We start from the raw sequence: 22,080 nt of genomic DNA on the forward strand, positions 1-22,080 counted from the left end.
GCTTCTCAGCACCCTCAATCTGCACCCCAGAGTAAAACCCGAAAGTAAAACTCTCCGGCAACGCTTAAAATAGAACCCATGACTACCAGCGCTTCACCGACCCGACTAATTCTTGCCTCCGCCTCCCCGGCGCGCCGCAAGCTCCTGGAAGACTCCCGCATCGCATTCACGGTGCGCGTCTCCTCCGTAGATGAGGACGCCGCGCTCGCTACCGCCAACGAACAGGCGCGAGCGCAGGGACGTGCGGGACTCACCCCGGCTGAAACCGCCTCCCTGCTGGCGCAGTTGAAGGCGCAGGCAGTTGCCGCTGAACTTGCCGCCGAGGGTGTGCGCGATGCGCTGGTTCTGGGATGCGATTCGGTCTTCGAGTTTGAGGGAGTCGCCTACGGCAAGCCCCACACGGCGGAGGCGGCACGCGAGCGCATCAGTGCGATGAGCGGCAACTACGGCGTACTGCATACCGGTCACGCGCTCGTGGATTTACGCGGTATTGAGCCGGGCGCCGCACTGCCTGTTGCTTCCGACCTGCCTACCGTTTCCGAACTGCGCAGCGCCACCGTCCACTTTGATACGCTCAGCCCCGAAGAAATCGAGGCGTACATTGCTACCGGTGAGCCGCTCTGGGTGGCGGGATCCTTCACCCTGGACGGTTACGGTTCGGCGTTTATTCGCGGTATTGAGGGTGAGTTCCACACGGTGGTGGGCCTGTCCACCCACGCGCTACGCGATATGTTGCGCCGCCGCGAGGTTGCGGTGACCGAGCTGTGGCTGGCGCCCCAAAATGAAGATTAGATTCAGCGCAATCGTATAAATCTGTCTCAAAGCGTGCCCTGAAATACACATTATTGAACACCAATCGATAAGATAGAACAGTATGATGCGCGTTATATTCGCCAATCCTGCCGATGTATCCTTGGAGCAGGAGATTAAAGGAGAGCTTTAAGTGACTCAGCACCAGGCAGAAGCCGCCAAGAAATTTACTGCAGTCCCCGGCCGTCACACCGGCCCGGTCAGCAAGATTCTGATCGCTAACCGCGGTGAAATTGCTGTCCGCGTGATTCGCGCAGCCCGCGATGAGGGTCTGCAGACCGTCGCCGTCTACGCTGACCCGGACCGCGACGCCCAGCACGTGAAGCTTGCCGATGAAGCCTACGCTCTCGGCGGTGCCACTGCGGCGCAGTCCTACCTGGTGATGGATAAGCTCATTGAGATTGCTATCCGCTCCGGCGCTGACGCCGTGCACCCCGGTTACGGTTTCCTGTCTGAGAACGCGCAGTTCGCTCAGAAGTGCATCGACGCGGGTCTGACCTGGATTGGCCCCTCCCCCGAGTCCATTACCCAGCTGGGCGATAAGGTGGCGGCACGCCACATCGCGCAGAAGGTGGGCGCTCCCCTGGTGCCCGGCACCAAGGATCCGGTCAAGTCCGCCGATGAGGTTGTTGCCTTCGCGGATGAGCACGGTCTGCCCATTGCGGTGAAGGCCGCATTCGGTGGTGGTGGCCGCGGCATTAAGGTTGCCCGTGACCGCGAGAGCATCGTCGAGATGTACGAGTCCGCTGTTCGCGAGGCTACCGCGGCGTTCGGTCGCGGCGAGTGCTTCATCGAGCGTTTCTTGGATTCGCCCCGCCACGTTGAGACCCAGTGCCTGGCGGATGCGCACGGCAACGTCGTGGTGGTTTCCACCCGTGACTGCTCCCTGCAGCGCCGTAACCAGAAGCTCGTTGAGGAGGCGCCCGCCCCCTACCTGAGTGATGAGCAGAACGAGCGTCTGTACGAGGCGTCCCGCGCGATTCTGCGTGAGGCTGGCTACCAGGGTGCCGGCACCTGTGAGTTCCTGGTCGGCACCGACGGCACCATCTCCTTCCTTGAGGTGAACACTCGTCTGCAGGTGGAGCACCCCGTCTCCGAGGAGATTTCCGGTCTGGACCTGGTTCGTGAGCAGTTCCGTATTGCCCGCGGCGAGAAGATTGAGGAGAAGGACCCGGTTCTGCGTGGTCACTCCTTCGAGTTCCGTATTAACGGTGAAGATGCGGGCCGTTCCTTCATGCCCGCCCCCGGCACCATCGAGAAGCTGACCGTGCCCACCGGCCCCGGTGTTCGCTGGGATTCTGGCTTCGTGGCTGGCGACGTTATCGGCGGCAACTTCGACTCCATGCTGGCTAAGCTCATTGTTACCGGCGCAGATCGTGAGCAGGCTCTGCAGCGTGCCCGCCGTGCCCTGGCTGAGCTGACCATTGAGGGCATGCCCACCGTCGTCCCGTTCCACCGCGTCGTGCTGGACGACCCCGCATTCGCACCGGCTGAGGGCGGCGATTTCAAGGTGCACACCCGTTGGATTGAGACCGAGTTCAACAACACCATCCCCATGTACTCCGGTGCACCCGGTAACGTGAACTCTGACGAGGACGAGCGCACCACCGTGGTCGTTGAGGTCAACGGCAAGCGTATGGAGGTGTCCCTGCCCGAGCTGGGCGGTGGCGCTAAGCCTGCCGCTAAGCCCGCGTCCAAGACCCGCAAGTCCCGTTCGGCACGTAGCGCGGCAAAGGGTGGCGGCGACGAGCTGACCAGCCCCATGCAGGGCACCATCGTGAAGGTAGCGGCTTCTGACGGCGACACCGTCGCTGAGGGCGACCTGATTCTGGTGCTGGAGGCGATGAAGATGGAGCAGCCCATTACCGCGCACAAGGCGGGTAAGGTTTCGGGACTGTCAGCTAAGGCCGGCGATACCGTCACCTCCGGTGCGGTGCTGGCGACCATTAAGTAACGCTTCGCCTCGATACTGAGGTCTCGATACCGCGGTCTCGCGACTGCGAGCGCTATAGGCTATACGAATCCCCCGGAGGGGTATGAGGTCATGTCTCGTATCTTTCCGGGGGATTTTCTATGTCCGCTCTTGCCTGTTTAGGTGGGATTTACGCCGCTAACCCCTGTGTTCGCGTCCAGATAGTGGCTGTATTTGTTTGGGTTTTTCTGAACAGAGTTATAATGTTGCACTTTAGAGGAGCCTTTCAGAATCCGACGCCTGCCGCACCCCACCCGGTGCGGTCACGGCACCCAGTACGCGCCTACGGCATACCCGCCTCCCGCGCTGACCGGCAACGGAACACCTACCTCAGGCTCCTTGCGTACACACAAATTCACCATCTCGGGAGTTTTCTCATGAGCGCTTCTGCATCCGACACGAAAGCGTCTGCTGCACCGGTGAAGAATACGACTCCTCGCAGTCGAGTTATTCTCGCCTCGCTCGTTGGTACCACCATCGAGTTCTACGATTTCTACATTTACGCCACTGCAGCAGTGGCTGTGTTCCCCGTACTGTTCTTCCCCTCGAAGGACGCAACCACCGAGCTTCTGGCTTCCTTCGCTACCTTCGGCGTCGCCTTCATCGCGCGCCCCCTCGGTTCAGTGATCTTCGGCCACTTCGGCGACAAGATCGGTCGTAAGGCTACCCTCGTCGGTGCACTGCTCACCATGGGTCTGGCAACCTTCATCATCGGTCTGCTGCCCACCTATCACCAGATTGGTCTGTGGGCACCGACCATGCTGACCATTATGCGTTTCTGCCAGGGCTTGGGCCTGGGCGGCGAATGGTCCGGTGCGGCGCTGCTCGCGAGCGAATACGCTGAGGATGGCAAGCGCGCCCGCGCTGCGATGTGGCCTCAGCTGGGTGCACCCATCGGCTTCGTGCTTGCGAACGGCTTCATGCTGTTGCTGACCAGCTGGATTACCTTCAACTCCGCAACCGACGCGAAGAACCTCGAGCACCCCTTCCTCATTTGGGGTTGGCGTATTCCGTTCCTGCTGTCCATCGTGATGGTCGCCGTTGGTCTGTACGTGCGTTTCAAGCTGGAGGAGACCCCCGTCTTCGCCAAGGCTGCCGCTAACAACGAGAAGGTGAAGACCCCGCTCGTTGAGGCGTTCAAGGTCGCTTGGTGGCCCATGATTCAGGGTACCTTCATCATGGTGGCATGCTACGTGCTGTTCTACCTGATGACCGCGTGGGTTCTCTCCTACGGTATCGGCAAGGCGGATAAGGGCGGCCTGGCTATCCCCTACCGCGAGTTCCTGATCATTCAGCTGATCTCCATTATTGGCTTCGCAATCTTCATTCCGATCTCGGGTTGGCTGGCTGACAAGTACGGCCGCCGCACCCAGCAGCTGTGGACCACCATCGCGATGGCTGTCTTCGGTCTGTCCTTCGGTCTGTTCATCTCCCCCTCCGTTGTTGGTACCGGTGCGAACGCAAACGCCGCTGTAGTTACCCTCTTCATCTTTATCGGTATGTGTCTGATGGGTCTGTCTTTCGGCTCCATGTCCGCATACCTGCCGGAGCTGTACCCCACCAACGTGCGTTACACCGCCAGCGGTATCGCCTACAACGTGGCATCCATCCTCGGCGCGGCACTGACCCCGTTCGTGGCTGTTTGGTTGAACTCCACTTACGGTGTGGCTGCAGTGGGCGGCTACCTGGCATTCGCATCGATTCTGAGCGTTGTCTTCATTCTGCTCACTCACGAAACCCGTGACGTGGACATGAACGCTGTCAGCACCACGAAGTAAAGCTTCGAGTAGCTAACGCGTCTCTACAGCAAAAGCGGTGGGGGTCGCCTCCTGAATTCCTTAGGTTCAGGAGGCGACCCCACCGCTTTTATATGCTCAGAAATACTGCGCCATCAGGGACACAGCACCCGGCCGAGGACGCCCGGCTCAGCCCCTGACACGTCGAACCCTACAGGCCGCGAGTGTGCAGCTTGCGCGCAGCCTCAGCAATAGAGCCAGAGAGCGAGGGGTAGACCGTGAAGGTATCCGCCAAATCATCCACCGCAAGCTTCTTCTCCACAGCCAGGGCGATAGGGTAAATCAGCTCGGAGGCGCGCTGACCAACCACCACGCCACCGATGACGGTGCCGGAGTGGCGGCGAGCAAAAATCTTCACGAATCCATCGCGCATCGCCATCATCTTCGCGCGCGGGTTGGTGCTCAGCTGCAGGGTCACCGCATCGCCACGGTACGCCCCCTCGGCAAGGTCCTTCTCACTCACACCCACAGTCGCAATCTCCGGGGAGGTGAAGATATTTGCGGCAACCTTATCGGTACGCAGCGGGCGCACCGCATCACCGAGGATGTGCGCCATAGCGATACGGCCCTGCATTGCAGCCACGGAAGCCAGTGGGTACACGCCCGTGCAGTCGCCAGCGGCGTAAATGCTGTTCACGCTCGTGCGGGACACGCCGTCCACCTTAATATGGCCGCTCGGGGTCTGCTCCACACCGGCAGCTTCCAAGCCCAAATCCTCAGTGTTCGGAATCGAACCAATAGCCACCAGGCAGTGAGTGCCAGAGACCTTACGGCCATCGGACAGGGTCACGATGACACCTGAGCCGTCCTCAGTACGCTCAACAGCAGCCGCACGGGAACGCGGCATCACTCGCACGCCGCGACGCTCAAAGACGTCCTCCAGCACGCGAGCTGCGTCCTCGTCCTCACCGGGAAGCACACGGTCACGCGAAGACACCAGCGTAACCTTAGACCCCAGACCGTTATATGCCGAAGCGAACTCCGCACCGGTCACACCCGAACCAATCACAATCAGTTCCTCGGGAACTTCGGAGAGGTTGTACAGCTGAGTCCAGGTCAGGATGCGCTCGCCATCAGGCATACCGGTCGCCATTTCGCGCGGATGCGTACCCACCGACAGCAACACAAAGTCCGCCTGCAGGGGGTAAACCAGACCCGCCTCGTCAGTCACCTGCACGGTGTGGCGGTCCAGGAGCTTACCGGTGCCGTGAATAATCTTCACGCCCGCAGAAGCCAGGGCGCGCTTAATATCGGCAGACTGCTGCTGAGCCAGGTCGCGGACTCGGCGGTTCACGCGGCCCATATCAACTCGAAGCTGCGGCGCCTTACCCTTCGTGTTTTCGATGCCCAGGCTACCCGCCTCGGAGAAGCGGGTCATCATATCGGCGGTAGCGATCAGGGTCTTAGAGGGCACAACGTCAGTCAGAACGGCGGAGCCACCAATGGCATTACGTTCGATTAAAGTCACGTCCGCATTGGATGCGGCAGCCACCATCGCTGCCTCGTAGCCACCGGGGCCACCACCAATAATTACAATTCGCTGAGATGCGTAGTTCACCTTTGAAGTCATGCCTTAATTGTGAGCTATGCCGCCCCTACGGGGCAAACGCACTCGCCGTGCAGATATGCCATATTGTGGCAACCTGCACGGCGAGCATTTTCTGACGTGGCAACCCGGTATGACCGGGCACTCCCCTGCCCCTGTTTCCTCTAGTCCTCGAGAGCCTGCGGCTTCTCCGAATAAATCGAGTTAATGAACTTCTCAGCCCACTGCAGCATCGCGCCGTCCACCAAGTCCTTACCGCCAACCGGCATGGTCTTCGGGCGCGGAACCAGCGTCAGCCAGGTATCCATGCCCTTCGGCTGAGCGTGCGTGGACCCCGGATACACGCGCTTCAGACGCATCTGACGGGACTCCGGCAGCGGCGTAGCGGTCACCACACGCACCTTCGGCCCCAATACCACCAGCTCATGAATACCGGCGGCACGAGCGTGCATACGCACCGTCGCCACAGCAAGCAGATTCTCTACCGCCTCCGGCAGCTCGCCGTATCGGTCGACCAGTTCCTCGCGAGCCTCCGCGATCTTCTCTTCGGTATCGGCGGCGGCAATCTGACGGTATGCCTGCAGGCGCAGACGCTCCGAGTCAATGTAGGTGTGCGGAATATGCGCGTTGACGGGCAGGTCAATCTTCGTTTCGACCTCGCGTTCTTCCTTCTCGCCGCGGTAGTTCGCCACCGCCTCGCCCACCAGACGCAGGTACAGGTCAAAACCGACACCGGCAATATGGCCGGACTGTTCGCCACCGAGCAGGTTGCCGGCACCGCGAATCTCCAGGTCCTTCATCGCGAGCTGCAGACCCGCACCCAGCTCATTGTGGGTCGCGACGGCCTTCAGACGCTCGTGCGCAATCTCGCCGAGGGTCTTATCCACCGGGTACAGGAAGTACGCGTAGGCGCGCTCGCGGCCACGACCCACACGTCCGCGCAGCTGGTGCAACTGGCTCAGACCGTAGTTCTGGGCGTGGTCCACGATGAGCGTGTTCGCGTTCGAAATATCCAGGCCGGTCTCCACGATGGTCGTGCACACCAGCACGTCAAAGCGGCGCTCCCAGAAGTCCACAATAATCTGCTCCAGGCGCGACTCACTCATGCGGCCGTGGGCGGTGGCGATGCGCGCCTCCGGCACGAGCTTGCCGATTTCGGCGGCAACATCGTCGATGTCAGCCACGCGGTTGTGCACGAAGAAAACCTGTCCTTCACGCATGATCTCGCGGCGGATCGCGGCGGTAATCTGGCTGTCGGTACGCGGGCCGACGAAGGTCAGCACGGGGTGGCGCTCCTCCGGCGCGGTGGCAAGGGTGGAGGTCTCACGAATACCGGTTAGCGACATTTCCAGGGTGCGCGGAATCGGGGTAGCACTCATGGCGAGCACGTCCACGTTGGTGCGCATCTGCTTGAGCTTTTCCTTATGCTCCACACCGAAGCGCTGCTCCTCGTCAATGATGACCAAGCCCAGGTCCTTGAACACCACGCTGTCCGAGAGGATGCGGTGGGTACCGATCACCACGTCCACCGCGCCGGATGCGATTTCTTCGGTAATCTGGCGGGTTTCTTTCGCCTTCTGGAAACGGGATAGCACACGAATCTTCACGGGGAATCCCGAGAAGCGCTCGCTGAACGTCTCGTAGTGCTGCTGAGCGAGCAGGGTCGTGGGCACGAGCACCGCAACCTGTTTGCCGTCCTGTACCGCCTTGAATGCGGCACGCACGGCGACCTCTGTTTTGCCGAAGCCCACGTCGCCGGAGATGAGGCGGTCCATGGGGATTTCTTTCTCCATGTCTTCCTTCACCTCGTGGATGGCGGTGAGCTGGTCGGGAGTCTCGTTGTAGGGGAAGGATTCTTCCAGCTCTCGTTGCCAGGGGGTGTCTGGGGCGAAGGCGTGACCGCGCGATGCCTGGCGTGCCGAATAGAGTTTCACCAGGTCGGCGGCGATTTCCTTGACTGCCTTGCGAGCGCGGGACTTGGTCTTAGCCCAGTCGCTGCCGCCCATCTTGGACAGGCTCGGGTTCTCGCCACCCACGTAATTGGAGATGAGGTCCAGCTGGTCGGAGGGCACGAAGAGGCGGTCGGGTGCGCCGCCGCGCTTGGCGGGGGCGTACTCGATGACCAGGTATTCCTTCATGGGCTGCACGCCGTTGACCGGGGATGCACCAGCCACCGGGCGGGAGGTCATCTCGACGAACCTGCCGATGCCGTGGCGTTCGTGCACCACGTAGTCGCCGGGGTTCAGCGCGAGCGGGTCGACGGCGTTGCGGCGGCGGCGTGTCTTGAATTTTTGTCCGGCGGCGCCTCGGGGTGCGTAGGTTCCGCGGCGGCCGAGCAGTTCGGCTTCGGTGAAGACGGCGAGCTTCGCCTCCTCAACGAGGAAGCCTGCGGAGGCGGGCGCCTCGCACACCTCGACGATGCCGTGTTCGAGTTTGCCAGCGGGGTCGGCTTCGAGGCTGGTTCGGCGGGCTGCGGGTACGGCGGGTGCCCCTTCGCCGGAGTGGAAGAGGTCGATGAGTCGGTCAGTGGAGCCGCGGCCGTTGGTGAGGGCGAGGACGGTCCACTGTTGACGGATGAGGTCGCCGACCTGGCTGAGCATGCGTTCGACGGAACCGTTGAATGCGGTTGCGGGGGTGGCGTTGACGGTGTAGGTGTCGATTCCGTCTTCGATGGCGTCGGCGATGCCCTGGTTCTGGAGCGCCCCGGCGGCGTCTTCGAGTAGGTCTGCGTCGGTGACGAGTTCGGTGATTTCCCACCAGCTGAGCTTGGCTTCGAGTGCCTGTGCGGTGGTTTGGTCGATGGTGCGGAATCCACTGTCGCTCATGCGGAGCTGGCCGAGGTCGATGGGTGCTACTGCGTCGGCTTCTGCGGAGGTGTCCCAGGCGGCGGCGAGGAATTCTTCGTTGGTGGCGACGAGGTCTTCGGCGCGGGCGCGCACACGCTCGGGTTCGACGTTAATGATCATGGACCCAGCCGGCAACAGCTCGGTGAGGGTGTTCATGGATTCGATGAGCAGCGGGGTGAGTGATTCCATGCCTTCGACGTAGATTCCGCCGGCAATCTTCTCAAGCATGGCTGCGGCTGCCGGGTAGTCGGCTTTCAGTCGTGCGGCGCGGCTCATGACCTCGGGGGTGATGAGCAGTTCGCGGCAGGGCAACAGGGTGAGTTCGGTGAGCTCTTCTCCCCCGCTGAGGGTGCGCTGGTCGGCGACGGAGAAGTGGCGCATTTCGTCGAGTTCGTCGCCGAAGAATTCGAGGCGGACGGGGGTAGTTGCGGTGGGCGGGAAGACGTCGATGATGCCGCCTCGTACGGCGTATTCGCCGCGCTTGGCGACCAGGTCTACGCGGGAGTATGCGGCGTCGTTGAGGCCGCGCACCACATCTTTGAAGGGGTATTCTTTGCCGCGGACCAGGTGCACGGGTTCGAGCTTTTCGATGCCGGTGACGATGGGCTGGATGACGGCGCGTACGGGTGCGATAACGACTTGGGGGCGTTTAGCCGCGTCCCCGGTCATGGCGCGCAGTACCTGCAGGCGGCGGCCGACAGTATCGGAGCGCGGTGAGAGGCGTTCGTGGGGCAGGGTTTCCCAGGCGGGGAAGAGCGCAATGTCTGCGGCGGGCAGGTAGGAGCGCAGGGCTGCGGCGAGGTCTTCTGCTTGACGGTCGGTGGGGGCGACGATGAGACTGAGCGCTTCAGCGGTGGTATCACGTACTGCAGTGGAGATGTCTGCAATGAGCGCGGCGTGGGTTCCGGCGACGGCGCCGATGAGGGTGCGTGCGCTGCGTTCGGTGGGCTGTGCGGAGGCGGCGGTGCGGATTGCGGCCCAGCTGCTGAGTTGGTTGAGGGTGTTCAGGAGGGGGTGCAGGGGTGCCTCGAGGGGCTGTGCGGTAGCTTTTCGGGTGGTGCTCACGGGTTCTCCTGAATCTGGGGTCTTCGCCTGCAGCGGTTGAGCTGGTGGAGGGCTGCTATGGATGGTCGGTATTGGGCGGTGCCGGTTGGGGGTGTCCGAGTGAATTTGCCTTTATTTCACGGTGCTTTATATGTGTTTTGGGTGTGTTTTATGCAGCTTTTCCATTGTAGGGCTAGTCTGCTTTTTCTGGCATTTTTCTCTGGTGTTCTTCTGCGATGGAATATATTCCTTTTTGCACTCGATTGTCGCTTTCGTGGGTGATACTTGAGTATGGTTTTCTTCCGTGTCTGTTCCTGTGCCACAACGTTCATCGCATGGGGCGTAAATCACACACTCACGGGCATCTTTGCACTTTGTGCACCATTATTTTCACAGCTTCATCCTGTACCCTAATCATTAACGCTTACAGAAAAACCAGACAGTATATCCCCTTCCGGATTCTGTTTACCTCTTCCAACCAACCTCAGGTTTTCAGTATTTACTGCGGTTTTTCTAGTGCGCTAAATTCACCGTATCTTTCGATGTTTCTTCCGGAACGTCGCATCAGAAAGACGCATATGACAACCACATACACGAACAAACCCGCTGAAAAGCGCCATGTCCATTCATGGTCTGCTAAAAAGTGGGCCGCTTTCGCACTCGCTTTTGGTACCGCTTTCACTGCGGCACCTCTTACTCCTACTACTCCCGCCTCGGCTGCGACCGGAACCCATGACGGTTCCAGCAGCGATAAAGCAGCTGCTTCCTGTTACGAGGTCAAGCAGGTTAATCCTTCTGCCTCCTCTGGCACTTACTGGCTGTACACCCCGCAGATGAGCGGCCCGGCGCAGTTCTACTGCGATCAGGAAACTGATGGCGGCGGCTGGGTCATGATTGGTCGCGGTCGTGAGGGTTGGACCGAGTCTTACAACGGCACCGGCGACCCGAATCAACTGCACCAGAACCCCACCGGTCCTGCCGCTTTTACTCCGGTCCAGCTTCCCGCAAACACTGTCGATGCGCTGCTGAACGGCGTTAAGCCTCAGGACCTTCCCGACGGCATGCGCCTGCGCCGTGCTCACAATGCGAGGGGAACCCAGTGGCAGAACGTTTATGTTCAGCGTCCTCAGACTGAGCAGTGGACCTGGGCGATGAGCTACGGTCAGCGTTGGGGCACCGTGAAGTTCACCGGCGCCGGCATTAACCGCACCGCTCATATGGGCGGTTCCGCTTCGGAGATGGCTCCGGGCATTACCACCAGCTCTGTTCGTTTCTTCGCGAACCCGAACCAGGGCTACCAGATTGGTTTTGCGTACGGTGCACTGGTGAACTTCGGTAATGAGAATTCTGATTCGTATATTTACCACAAGCGCGGTTCCTTCGGTTACTCTATCCCCTTCACTCAGGTGTTCCTGCGCCCGAAGCTGACTCAGCGTGACTTGAACTTCTCGCAGATTGGTTCTGGCTCTGCCGCCAGCAACCGTCGTGCTCTGCCCAATAGCTACACGATGCCCGTTCGTTGGCGCACCAGTGAACAGACTGGCACCGGCAAGAAGAACGAGATGAACACTTACGTTCAGGCTATTACTCAGGTAGGCGACACCGTCTTCACCGGTGGCGACTTCAAGTATGTGGAGTCGGCTGGCGGCGAGCGCGTTGATCAGTCGTACCTGGCTGGTTACAACGTGGATTCGGGTGAGCTGGTTCGTTCCTTCCGCCCGACTTTCAACGGCCAGATTAAGGCTCTTGAGGCTCTGCCGAATAACCGCCTGGCAGTTGGCGGCGAATTTACCGAGGTGAATGGCGAGAAGGTTAACCACTTCGTCATTCTGGACGCGACCACCGGTCAGATTGACCGCACCTGGGACCTTCAGATTCAGCGTCGCAATGGCGATGCCGCACAGGTGAAGACTCTGCTGGTTCAGGACGGTTACCTGTATATTGGCGGTAACTTCACCCACGTGAAGGGCAATACTTCTAAGGCGTACGCTTACTCGCGTGGTGCCGCTCGTATTAAGCTTTCGAACGGCGAGGTGGATTGGAACTGGCGCCCGAACTTCAACGGTACGGTCAACGGCATTACTGCCGCCTCGGATAATTCCACTGTTCACGCTGCGGGTTACTTCACTGAGCTGAATAACCAGCGTGCGTTCCGTCTGGCTGCTTTGAATGGTTCTAACGCTTCGAACATTAAGTGGGAGTGGGAGCCGTCGTTGAAGCTGAACATTACTGACCGTATTGTGTACGCGTTCCAGTTCGATGTTCAGGATGCCGGCTCGACTGTGTGGACTGGCGGTGCTGACCACCTGATTGCGAACTACTCGAAGAATGGTTACGGCCGTATTTCTTCGTCGATTTCTAAGTACGGTGGCGACTGGCAGGATCTGCACTTGAGCGGTAACACCATTTACGGTGCATGCCACTGCGGTGACGTACTCTTTGAGGGCTCTACCGGTTACCACACCTACTGGAAGGAGTCGAAGGCAGTTCACCGTATGCGCCTGGTCGCAGCGTTCGATAAGGACAGCGGCGAGGTTATCGGTGAGTTCAGCCCGGTTCTGAAGGGCGCTAGCGGCTACGGTGTCTGGGAGTCCTTCGTGGATTCTCGCGGCAATCTGTGGGTTGGTGGCGACATTAACCGTTCGCTGGGTGCTAATGGTGAGCAGCGCACTGTCGGTTTCGCTCGCTTTGCTTCTCGCGATGTGACCGCCCCGTCGACTCCGTCGAATCTGTCGGTTCAGCGTGATGGCTCGACCGATAAGCTGTCTTGGTCTGGTGTTCGTGAGAGCGGTGCTCGCTACCAGGTGCTGCGTGATGACCGTGTGATTGCTACGGTCTCGGGCACCAGCTACGAGGTTGAGCATACTGATGGCGCTCGCTACTATGTGCGTTCCATCGATGCGTCTGAGAACTTCTCGGCTTCCACAGGAGCTGCTCAGGCTTAGGTCAGATTGTTGATCTAGTTTCTTTGAGCCGCCGCCTGGTTCGGGCTCTGCAGGGTTTGCGGGGTCCGGGTCAGGCGGCGGTGCACCCGGGGTGTATGCCCTCTATAGTTTTGGTTCGGTCCGGTTTTCCCAGTTTGCTATCTCTTCGCCTCTGCGGCGGCTATGATGGGTTGGGATTCATTGCGTCGGATGGGTTGCTTCCGTCCTTTCCGATGATGGGCTGAATCTTGGTCTGTGGTGTTTCTTCGCTGTTGGTACGACAGAGGAAACTTCACAGATTTTTAGCGTTCCGCTTCGTACGGGTACAGTGCCATTGTTGGCTTCGTGCGTGAGGGGTGGGGCGTATTCATTCAATTTCCGATAACTACACTCACTGATTCCGGCTACAGACTCGCTGTTAGCGCAGTTCATAACGCTTCCCCCTTACCCCGATGCCTGGTCACTATGCTGTGCCTTGTGTGGGGTGGGTGTTGCTGTGTGAATTGCAGTTTTCTGCTGTGTGCCGGTTGAGGTCTCTAGGAGAGACAAATGAATTTTCTTCCGTTCACGCGTGGAGGGCGCGCGCAGGGTGCTGCTTCCTCCGCTTCTGAGGGCTCTCGCGTAGCTTCTCGCTCCGGGTCCCGTGCTTTGGGTGCGGCGGCTGCTTCTTTTGCGATGGTTGCGGCTTCTTTGGGTCCGATTGCTTCGGGCGCGCAGGCTGCTGATGCACGCTACTATGACGGTTCGTCGAGTGAGCGCGCGGCTGCGAGCTGCTGGGAGGTTAAGCAGAATAATCCGCGTGGCAAGAGCGGCGCGTACTGGCTGTACACCCCTGCGATGAGTGCTCCTGAGCAGTTCTATTGCGATCAGGAAACTGATGGCGGCGGCTGGGTTATGATTGGCCGCGGTCGTGAGAGCTGGACTGAGAACTACTACGGTCGCGGTAATGCCGATCAGCTGTATAAGAACCCGACCGGCTTTGATGCGGTGCAGCTCTCCGGCGTGACCGTGAACGCGCTACTGAACGGTACCCGTCCGCAGGATTTGCCCGATGGCGTGCGTTTCCATCGCGCGATGAACGTTGAGGGCACTACCTGGCAGGATTTTAAGGCTCACCGTGATTCCAGTACCGAATGGACTTGGACTTTGCGTTCAAAGATGTTCTGGTCAAATATTTCGGTCAAAAACACCTGGCAGTACAGTAACCGTTATGACTACGCCAACCGTGGTCAGGTGGCTGGTAACATCTTCACCCATGATTCTGATGATTTCCGTTCCCTGAACTTCGAAGAGAAGGCATCGCAGGGCTACAAGCTGGGCTTCACCTACGGTCGCAACGCCAAGATTACATGGTGGACCGAGACCTACCTGATGAACCGTCCTTCGGCGTATATTTACCGCCCGGCGGATGATTCGACCACTCCCCTGGTATTTACTCAGATGTTCTTGCGCCCGAAGGTGACTCAGAACGATTTGGTGGCTAAGGGTCTGCATGATTATGGCCAGCAGGGCGCTGCGGCAAGTAACCGCCGCGCGCTACCCAATAGCTACTCCGAGAAGTGGAAGTGGCGTACCAGCGCTGAGACCGGTACCGGCAAGAAGGGTGAGATGAACACCCAGGTTGAGGCTATCACCGAGGTCGGTGGCGCTGTCTTTACCGGTGGCGATTTCGCGTACGTTGAGTCGGCAAGCGGTGAGAAGGTTGAGCAGGCTTTCTTGGCTGGTTACGAGGTGGGTACCGGCGAGCTGCGCCGTTCCTTCCGCCCGAAGATTAACGGTCAGGTGAAGTCGGTTGAGGCTCTGCCGAACGGCCTGCTTGCTGTGGGTGGTTCTTTCGACCAGGTGAACGGCGAGTACTACAACGGTTTTGTAATTCTGGATCCGCAGACCGGTCAGGTTGCTAAGGACTGGGATATCCGCGTGGTTAGCCGCATTGCTTCCGTACCGGTACAGATTAAGACCCTGCACGTGCGTGATGGCTACCTGTACATTGGTGGTTCCTTCACTCACTTGAAGGGCCAGACCTCCCCCACCTACGCGTATGCGAGGAACCTGGCTCGCATTAAGTTGAGCAACGGTGAGGTGGACTGGAACTGGCGTCCGGTCTTTAATGGCACAGTTAACGGCGTGAGCGCTTCTGAGGGCAATGCCGATGTGTACGTCGCTGGTTACTTCACCCAGCTGAATAACCAGGAGGCGTTCCGTCTCGCTCATATGCAAGGCAGTAGCACGAACCCGGTGGCTTGGCACCACCGTCCTTCATACACCCCCAAGAATGCCCAAACCTGGGATTTGAAAAACGAGCGCAGGATGTGGGGCTTCCAGTTCGATGTTCAGGATGCTGGTTCCTCCGTCTGGGTGGGTGGCACCGAGCATATGATTACCCGTTACGAGAAGAGCTCGATGCGCCGCACCGACAGCGCAATTACTCGTGAGGGTGGTGACTTCCAGGATCTGCATCTGAGCGGTAACACCATTTACGGTGCGTGCCACTGCGGCGATTTCCTCTTCCAGGGTGCAGATACGGTCTATTCGGAGTGGGAGAACGCGACTAACGCTCAGACCATTCGCCTGGTAGCGGCTTTCGATAAGGACAGCGGTAAGATGCTGCCGGAGTTCGCACCGATTATGAACGGCGCGTATGGATACGGTGTGTGGGAGTCCTTCGTGGATTCCACGGGCACTCTGTGGGTTGGTGGCGATATCCGTAAGTCGCTGGGCGCTAATGGCGTACAGCCGACTATTGGCTTCGCGCGTTATGCTCCTCGTGATGTGACCCCTCCGGCTCCCCCGAGCGATCTGAAGGTCACGACGAACGGTTCCAAGGATCAGCTGACATGGTCGGGTATTTCCGAGCGTAGGGTGAAGTACCAGGTTCTGCGCGATGATCGTCCTATTGCGACGGTTACGGGTACGAGCTATTCGGTGGATCACCGCGATGGCGCCCGCTATTATGTGCGCGCGGTAGATACTGCAGATAACTATTCGGCAAGCACCGAGGCTGTCCAGGCAGCATAACACCTCATCAGGGCGATATGCGCTTTTGTGACAAATAATTTTAGTGATGTTCGCCCTATTCTCCCGGGCTGGTTTTAAACCAGCCCGGGATTTTTTTTGCACATAGTGAATCTATTTCATTCATTTACATGAAGGTTTTTTCATGCAGAGATATATACTTACCTTCTAATCGAGTCAAAATAGAGCATTAGTTAGGGCTTATTCTCATCATTTATAAAAACGTTATTTTTGTAAGTCTAAGTATTTTCCCAGCTTTGCGTGTTAGCCTTTAGGTGCTTTGCCGCCGTGCAAGGTATTATCTTCCGGAATATAGTCATTCTCACTCCAACCACTAAAGAGGCTTCCATGTCAGTGTTCTTCAAGTACCCCTCCCGGTCCCGCCTTCTGGGCACCTTGGGTACCGTTGCGGTATCCGCCCTGGTCCTGAGCGCTTGCGCTACTGAAAACCCGAGCTCCGATAGCTCTTCGCCTGCTTCTGCGTCCGCGAGCGTTTCCGCGTCGGCGCATGCTTCCTCAAACAAGTCTTCGAGCGCTTCCCCCCAGGTTTCTGAGCAGGGCACCGCTTCTGCGTCCGCTGAGGCTTCGGGCGAGGCGTCCCCCAAGGCAGATGCTGAGGCCACTTCTTCTGACGGTCAGAAGCTTGAAGAGATTTACACCGGTTCGGAGGAAATGAAGAATGCTTCTTCCGTGCCCGTTGACACTGAAGAAGTGAAGAAGACCACCGAACTGGTCAATTCTTTTGAAAACATTCTGACCAAGGTTAAGGCAGCTCCTTCTGCCGCTCCGTCCCCGGAGCGCACTGCTGATCCGACCAGCGACGAAGAAGCTGAGCAGCAGAACGTTGAGCAGGCTCGTGCCGTTCTCGATGATGAGACGATTCGCTCCATCGAGGCTGTGGCTGTTGATTCCGCTGCCGCTGAGTTTGCCGTGCAGGCTTCCGAATACGCACTGGCAGGCTGGCACTATGAAGGTTCTTCCACTGTGGTGGGCACTCCCCGTATGACTGAGACTCAGTACAAGGGTCAGCCCGCGCGCATGCTGGAAGTATGCATGGATTCTTCCTCTGTGAAGATCTATGACGAGAATAATCAGCCCGTTAAGGATGACAATTCTCCCAAGCGTTCACTCAATATTTACACCCTCGTTCAGGTCGATGGTCAGTGGAAGATTGCGACCCATGATTTCCCGAACAATCCTGATTGTTAGGGTCTAATTAAGAGATGCCGGCTTCCAGCTACGATTCGCTAGAAACCGCGCATTATCATCCATAGCGCATTAATGTTGATGCGCACTCGATAACATTTCTTGGCATTCATTTGGAGATATTATGAAAGCCCACCTTGGCATGACGGGCTCTGGCTTTTCTCGTTCTGCTATAACCCGCTCAACTCTTTGCTTGAGCATTGCTACGGCTTTGGCTTTGCCCGTGGCTATCCCCGCTATTACGCCGAGTACCGCTGTCGAACAGACTGCGGAAAAAAGGGACTCTGCTTTCTACAATGGCACGACCTCCGAGCGTGCTGCCGCTAGCTGTTGGGAAGCCAAGCAGGCTAACCCCGAGGCAAAGAGCGGCGCCTACTGGCTGTACACTCCCGCGATGAGCCAGCCGACCCAGTTCTACTGCGATCAGGAAACTGATGGCGGCGGCTGGGTCAAGATTGGTGAGGGCCGTGACGGCTGGACCGAAAACTATGAGGGTCAGGGCGATACTTCGCAGCTCTACAGCGATGCCGCACCCGCGTCATCCGGTATGACTCTTGAACAGGGCAAGGCGCTGAGCTCCCTACCCGCCGCGAAGACCCCGATTCAGCTTTCGGGCACCACTATTTCTCAGTTGCTCAACGGCGTTCGTCCCGATCAGCTGCCCGACGGTTACCGTTTCCGCCGTGCCCTAAACACCTCGGGCACCAAGTGGCAGGAGGTGACGGTTGACCGCCGTCAGACTTCCGAGTGGACCTGGGCTCTGCGCTCGAGCGCTGTCTGGTCGAATACGATCGTCACGAACCCTGACGAGTTCTCTTCCTACAATGAAAATGGCCGCAGGGACTGGCCTGATGGCACGTGGGAAGACCACATTCTGCGTGGACAGAACAACGGCTTCAAGACTTTGATGTTTGATGAGTTGGCGTCCCAGGATTACCGTATGGGTTTCCGTTACGGTGCAAACTCTCCCATTTCGCAGGATGGCTCTGAGCCGGCAATCACCGATGCGCGGAACTCCTACATCTACGGTAAGGAAAGCAACGGTGAGGCCTCTTTCGGTTACACCCAGATGTTCCTGCGCCCGAAGCTGACCCAGAATGATTTGAACCTGGGCGCTATCCCGGATTCCGGTACCCCGGCGAGCGCTCGTCGTGCCCTGCCCAATAGCCGTTCGGCGGATTGGCGCTGGCGAACCAGCGCCAGGACCGCCTCCGGTAAAACCGGCGAAATGAACACCTACGTTGAGGCCATTACCGAGGTCGATCACGGTAACGGCACCTCCAGCGTGTTTATTGGTGGCGACTTCGAGTACCTTGAGTCCTCTACCGGTGAGCGTGTTGCGCAATCTAATATTGCTGCTTTTGACCCGGTGACCGGCGAGTTGCGCCGCGATTTTAAGCTGACTGTTGACGGTCAGGTGAAGGCTGTTGAGGCTCTGCCGAATAACCGTTTGGCTGTTGGCGGTAACTTCAAGCTTGTTAACGGTGAGAAGCATGAGAGCTTCGTCGTTGTTGACGCCACAACCGGTGAAGTTGCCCCTGAATGGGCCCAGGTTAAAGTCGAAGATCGCATTCGTACCGAGGTCATGACAGTGAAGACCATTCACCGTCAGGGTGACTACGTGTATATTGGCGGCACCTTTACCCACATTTATGAAAGTGAAAAGGCGGGTGAGGCGTATTCGCGCAATATTGCCCGTTTTAAGTTGGGCGAGCCTTCTAACGGTGTGCCCGGTATTGTGAGTATAGACCGTAACTGGCGCCAGGTGTTCAACGGTACTGTCAACGGTATTAGCGCCTCCGCTGATAACTCTCATGTTTACGTAGCCGGTTACTTCACCTGGCTCAACGGTGGCCTTGCCTACCGCGTGGCTGATATTACTCAGCATATGCAGAAGGGCAGCCCGTGGGCGTACCAGCAGTCTGAGATTCCTGCTGGCGCTAATGTCTCTGACCTGCGTAATGAAACCAAAATTTGGGGTTTCCAGTTCGACGTCCAGGATGCCGGTACCGGCGTCTGGGTGGGCGGTACCGAGCACCTCATCTCTCGTTACGATAAGGCGTCCTTGACCCCCACCTACACCGCGATTACCCGCGATGGTGGAGACTTCCAGGATCTGCACCTGCACGGTAACACCATCTACGGCGCCTGCCACTGCGGCGACTTCCTCTACCAGGATTCGCGTAACAAGCGGACCCCCGTGGGCGGTTCGAGCGTGATTCACTCGGTCAAGCTGGTTGCTGCTTTCGATAAGGACAGCGGTAAGATGCTGCCGGAGTTCTCCCCTGCTATTAAGGGTGACCACGGATTCGGTATCTGGGAGTCTTTCGTGGATTCGAAGGGCACCCTGTGGGTTGGCGGCGATATTCACCGTTCGCTGGGTGTTCACGGTACTCAGGATACCGTCGGTTTTGCGCGCTTTGAGGCTCGCGATGTGGCTCCTCCGCCTACCCCGCAGAACCTGAAGGTTGAGCTGAAGGACGATAAGGACGTTCTGACCTGGGATGCCGTGCAGGATACCGGTAGTGTCCGCTACCAGATTCTGCGTGACGACCGAGTTATCGCTAGCACTTCGGGTACGAAGTTCGAGATTGACCACACCGATAACGCACGTTACTTTGTGCGTGCAGTGGACAGCTCGGATAACTACTCTGCATCCACTCCGGTTCAGGTAGCTCCGGTTCGCCCGACTCCTACCCCCACGGAGACCGCAACCGAGACTCCTACCGCTGACCCGACGGCAAGTGTGGATCCGACTGCAGCTGCTGACCCGACCGCGAGCGCTGACCCCAGTGCTTCGGCAAGCGCTACCCCGAGTGCAGAAGCGACTACTGAGGCACCGAAGGTCCAGGATCCGGACCCGAAGGTTGAGGAGCCTAAGCCCGCCGATCCCAAGCCTGAGAATCCGAAGGAAGAAGCCGCTAAGGACCAGATTGTTCTGCCCTACGCCTCGGATTGGAAGTACATGGTCTCTACCCAGGCTCCCAACCGTAAGTACGGTTGGAAGTACAACTTCCACTTCAGCCTGGAAGATATTGCGCAGGAAGCATGGCAGACCGGCAAGACCCCGATTGGGGTCGGTACTGGTAACCTCAACACCTCCGTTAAGGTTCCGCTCGTGCGTTCCCGCCACAATATCTACGCCTACACCACCATCCAGCTCACTCGTGAGCAGGCCAGCCGTGATCTCGTGCTGACCACTTACGCGGATGACGCTATTGCGGTGGGTGTCAACGGTGAAGAGGTTGGTCGTTCCAACTTTGACACTCGTGGAAAGCTGTGGAATAGCGCGATTGCATCGAGCTCGATTGATACCGCTACGGCTCAGAAGACTCCGGTGACCTTCACCGTTCCGGCTTCTCAGCTGAAGGCTGGTGAGAACCTCATCGCTGTTGAGGTTCACCCGGGCATTAGCCGACGTAACGTTCGCCCGAATGTGAGCTTCGATTTGCAGGCTACCTCCAAGGCACCGGTTGCTGAGCAGCCCGCCGAGAAGGAAGGCGACAAGGAGGCGGATGCTCCCGCCGCACACGAGGCTGAGCAGCCCGTGGTCGACAACGCGAACAACGCGGCAGCCGGCCAGGGCGAGCGACGCATCGTCAATAACGGAGTCGGAACCCGCGTTCCGATGCAGTCTCGAAGGAACTAATACCTTCTAGATAATCTCAGCTAAATGGGGTTTGATTTTCTGAATGATTCAGGAAATCAAACCCCATTTGCGTATATTCCCCACTTTTCCGTGTTTTTTGCATCATTTATTCCCATTATTTGTGCTTCTGTCATGTGCCTCTCTGCACAATGTTCAGAAATGTTTTCTAAATCCACAATTCACGAGAACAAAGCGCCGATAACCCCCTCTAACAGCACACCAAGCCTACCCGAAGGATCCCGCAAATCTGCACCAAAGCGCATTGTCAGAGGGTTTTTACGACACAATTGTTGACCCTGACCACACGCCCCCTGTTGCACTTCATCTCGTTGTAAAATATCTATATAGTGGTGTACGTGAAAAAAGGGACCAACCACCTCTTTTTTCGCGTGCGAGACTTCCGGACTTTCTCGCAACCACCCCGAAAGGGAGTAATTCACTCTCCTTCACTCCTCTCACCGATTAAAAAGGAATGTGCATGTCCACCTCTGAGGCACCTCACGCCCCGAACTCCGCACCCGCATCGGGATTTTCTGCGAAGTTTTCTCACACCCTGCGCTCTCTTGAAGCAGCGCAGAAGCCCGGCATTGGCGTTCCCGCCTACACCCGCTGGGTCAACCGCCGAGTAGCACGCTACTTCGCCGCGGCAGCTGTCGCTCTGGGCATCACCCCCAACGGCGTCACCGCGATTTCCGCTGCATGTTCCGCTGCAGGCCTCATCGTTCTGATTACCTGCCCTCCCAGCATTGGTGTGGGCATCTGCGTTGCACTGCTTTTCGCTCTCGGTTACGGCCTGGACTCCGCTGACGGCCAGGTTGCTCGCGTGACCGGCGCGTCCTCCCCCGCCGGTGAGTGGCTCGACCATGTGGTCGACTCCATCCGTGTGCCCTCCGTGCACATGGCAACTCTGCTCTCCTTCCTGCTGTACCCTGCGCACTACTCCTTTACCGGTTCCAACGCATTCAACGGCTGGATCATTGCGATGCCCATGATTTTCACCGCGCTGACCGCCGGTCACTTCATGAGCCAGATTCTTGCTGAGCAGCTACGCAACAACCGCAAGACCGCTGCTCCCCCGACCGGTGGCCCCCTGCGCTCCTTCATCAACCTGCACATGGACGCTGGTACCCTCTGCTGGATCTACATTTTCCTTGGCTTCGGACCCGTGTTCGTCATCGTCTACGCGCTGCTTCTGCTGGCTAATGCCGCAACCGTCCTGCTGTCCATGCGTCGCAAGTACGTTAGCCTCGCGACCCCCGCTGAGTAAGGAGA

Annotated in this window: 10 protein-coding genes; 8 read left to right on the plus strand and 2 right to left on the minus strand. The window is 58.5% G+C overall.

Annotated elements, in window-relative coordinates:
* The first annotated feature begins 78 nt into the window (after positions 1-78).
* The 3 genes from HMPREF2527_RS08745 to HMPREF2527_RS08755 all read left to right on the plus strand — a co-directional run bounded on the left by HMPREF2527_RS08745 (position 79) and on the right by HMPREF2527_RS08755 (position 4,560).
* The gene (locus HMPREF2527_RS08745; RefSeq protein ID WP_070507809.1) at positions 79-792 is read left to right on the plus strand and encodes a Maf family protein; all 714 of its coding nucleotides are present in this window, start codon (positions 79-81) and stop codon (positions 790-792) included.
* Positions 793-943: 151 nt separating this feature from the next.
* Entirely contained in the window at positions 944-2,764 is a 1,821-nt protein-coding gene (locus tag HMPREF2527_RS08750) for an acetyl/propionyl/methylcrotonyl-CoA carboxylase subunit alpha (protein WP_070507811.1), read from the plus strand.
* Positions 2,765-3,159: 395 nt separating this feature from the next.
* Entirely contained in the window at positions 3,160-4,560 is a 1,401-nt protein-coding gene (locus tag HMPREF2527_RS08755; RefSeq protein WP_070507813.1) for an MFS transporter, read from the plus strand.
* Positions 4,561-4,729: 169 nt separating this feature from the next.
* Here HMPREF2527_RS08755 and HMPREF2527_RS08760 read toward each other — a convergent pair whose 3' ends face one another.
* Both HMPREF2527_RS08760 and mfd read right to left on the minus strand, forming a co-directional pair.
* A complete protein-coding gene (locus HMPREF2527_RS08760) occupies positions 4,730-6,148 on the minus strand; it encodes an NAD(P)H-quinone dehydrogenase (protein ID WP_070507815.1) in 1,419 nt (472 codons plus the stop codon).
* Positions 6,149-6,288: 140 nt separating this feature from the next.
* Positions 6,289-10,035, minus strand: a complete 3,747-nt coding sequence (mfd, locus tag HMPREF2527_RS08765) for a transcription-repair coupling factor (protein WP_070507817.1) — start codon at positions 10,033-10,035, stop codon at positions 6,289-6,291.
* A 557-nt stretch (positions 10,036-10,592) separates the two neighbouring features.
* On the opposite strand from mfd, the gene HMPREF2527_RS08770 reads away from it, so the two are divergent.
* From HMPREF2527_RS08770 to HMPREF2527_RS08790, 5 genes are all read left to right on the plus strand, one after another.
* Positions 10,593-12,959 (plus strand): fibrinogen-like YCDxxxxGGGW domain-containing protein, encoded by a 2,367-nt coding sequence (locus tag HMPREF2527_RS08770; RefSeq protein ID WP_070507819.1) that lies wholly within the window; start codon positions 10,593-10,595, stop codon positions 12,957-12,959.
* A 528-nt stretch (positions 12,960-13,487) separates the two neighbouring features.
* Entirely contained in the window at positions 13,488-15,956 is a 2,469-nt protein-coding gene (locus HMPREF2527_RS08775; RefSeq protein WP_049352020.1) for a fibrinogen-like YCDxxxxGGGW domain-containing protein, read from the plus strand.
* Between the two features lie 345 nt (positions 15,957-16,301).
* Complete coding sequence (locus tag HMPREF2527_RS08780; protein ID WP_044150700.1) at positions 16,302-17,162, plus strand: hypothetical protein; 861 nt, start codon at positions 16,302-16,304, stop codon at positions 17,160-17,162.
* Positions 17,163-17,382: 220 nt separating this feature from the next.
* Positions 17,383-20,808 (plus strand): fibrinogen-like YCDxxxxGGGW domain-containing protein, encoded by a 3,426-nt coding sequence (locus HMPREF2527_RS08785; RefSeq protein ID WP_246823876.1) that lies wholly within the window; start codon positions 17,383-17,385, stop codon positions 20,806-20,808.
* Positions 20,809-21,286: 478 nt separating this feature from the next.
* A complete protein-coding gene (locus tag HMPREF2527_RS08790; RefSeq protein ID WP_049345169.1) occupies positions 21,287-22,075 on the plus strand; it encodes a CDP-alcohol phosphatidyltransferase family protein in 789 nt (262 codons plus the stop codon).
* Positions 22,076-22,080: the final 5 nt, after the last annotated feature.

Source organism: Rothia sp. HMSC071B01 (assembly GCF_001808945.1).
Classification (GTDB): domain Bacteria; phylum Actinomycetota; class Actinomycetes; order Actinomycetales; family Micrococcaceae; genus Rothia.

Excerpts from the sequence above, each read along its gene's own strand:
- HMPREF2527_RS08745 (WP_070507809.1), top strand. The coding sequence starts at position 79 with ATGACTACCAGCGCTTCACCGACCCGACTAATTCTTGCCTCCGCCTCC.
- HMPREF2527_RS08755 (WP_070507813.1), top strand. The coding sequence starts at position 3,160 with ATGAGCGCTTCTGCATCCGACACGAAAGCGTCTGCTGCACCGGTGAAG.
- HMPREF2527_RS08770 (WP_070507819.1), top strand. The coding sequence starts at position 10,593 with ATGACAACCACATACACGAACAAACCCGCTGAAAAGCGCCATGTCCAT.
- HMPREF2527_RS08780 (WP_044150700.1), top strand. The coding sequence starts at position 16,302 with ATGTCAGTGTTCTTCAAGTACCCCTCCCGGTCCCGCCTTCTGGGCACC.
- HMPREF2527_RS08760 (WP_070507815.1), bottom strand. The coding sequence starts at position 6,148 with ATGACTTCAAAGGTGAACTACGCATCTCAGCGAATTGTAATTATTGGT.
- HMPREF2527_RS08790 (WP_049345169.1), top strand. The coding sequence starts at position 21,287 with ATGTCCACCTCTGAGGCACCTCACGCCCCGAACTCCGCACCCGCATCG.
- HMPREF2527_RS08775 (WP_049352020.1), top strand. The coding sequence starts at position 13,488 with ATGAATTTTCTTCCGTTCACGCGTGGAGGGCGCGCGCAGGGTGCTGCT.